Source organism: Pedobacter sp. HMWF019 (assembly GCF_003061025.1).
In the GTDB taxonomy this organism is placed as follows: domain Bacteria; phylum Bacteroidota; class Bacteroidia; order Sphingobacteriales; family Sphingobacteriaceae; genus Pedobacter.
In genome coordinates this window covers 1-1,246 of record NZ_QAIL01000555.1, presented here as the reverse complement: position 1 = coordinate 1,246, position 1,246 = coordinate 1, and the positions used below count along the sequence as shown (strand labels likewise).

Here is a 1,246-nt window from a genome sequence, read left to right as displayed (position 1 = left end):
GTATAATCCATCAAATAGGCCTTTCTTTTATTGATACAGTAGGCCCTGTATCGTCGAAAATTCTTCTGGAGCATTTTGTTACTGCTGAAGCTGTGTTTAATGCAAGGAAAAATGACCTGCTTGCTATAGAAGGTATCGGTGCGGTGATGACCGCCCAGATTCTGAGTGGTAAGGCATTGCTTGCTGCAGAACAACAGCTTAAATTCATAGAAAAAAATAAGATCAGACCGTTGTTTTTTACAGATCCTGACTATCCTGCGCGTTTAAAAGAATGTCATGATGCACCGGTATTGCTCTATTATAAGGGGACTGCTGATCTTAACCATCAAAGGATGTTAAGTGTAGTGGGGACAAGGATGGCTACCGCCTATGGGAAGAACCTCTGTGCTGAACTGGCAGAAGCTTTACGGCCTTATGATGTGGTTGTGGTGAGTGGGCTTGCCTATGGTATTGACGTGGCTGCACACCGGGAAAGTTTGAAACATCAGATTCCTACGGTAGGCGTACTGGGGCATGGTTTAGACCGCATTTACCCACATGTTCATAAGGAAACGGCCTGCAATATGCTTAAAAACGGTGGCCTGTTGACGGAATTTGCGATACATACCCGACCTGAAAAAGGTAATTTTCCCAGAAGAAACCGGATCATTGCGGGGATCTCGGACGCCACTTTGGTGGTTGAAGCGACTTTAAAAGGGGGGGCTCTGATTACAGCAGAGCTGGCCAATTCTTATCATAAGGATGTATATACTTTTCCTGGCAGGGTAAATGACCTGTGTTCGCAAGGCTGTAATTATCTGATAAAGACCAACCGTGCTGCGCTGATCAGCAATACTGATGATTTGCTGGTGAATCTGGGCTGGGAAAATCCTGGAAAGAAAAAGACATTGCACCAGGCGAGTCTGTTTCCTGACCTTTCTGTGGAGGAACGTAAAATCATTGAAATTCTAAAAATTGGTACTGCTTTGATTGACGAAATAGGAATGAAGGCCTCACTGCCGCAAAACAGGTTAAGTGTGCTGATGTTCAATCTGGAGATGCTGGGTATTGTTAGTGTTTTGCCGGGAAAACGTTATCAGCTCAATTAGGAAATTTTGATTCACCTATAAAAATAAAGGTTTGTAAGTCTATTGGAGTAGTAGATTAAAATTATATTTTATATATTTTTATTATGTAAAATTATATTTTAAATTTCTATTTGTAAATAGAATTCTAAGGGCCAAATTGTATTTTTGTATCATGTGGT

1 protein-coding gene is annotated in these 1,246 nt (G+C 41.3%); it reads left to right on the top strand.

Annotated elements, in window-relative coordinates:
• The first annotated feature begins 2 nt into the window (after positions 1 to 2).
• The gene (dprA, locus tag DBR11_RS27170) at positions 3 to 1,088 is read left to right on the top strand and encodes a DNA-processing protein DprA (RefSeq protein ID WP_108555686.1); all 1,086 of its coding nucleotides are present in this window, start codon (positions 3 to 5) and stop codon (positions 1,086 to 1,088) included.
• Positions 1,089 to 1,246: the final 158 nt, after the last annotated feature.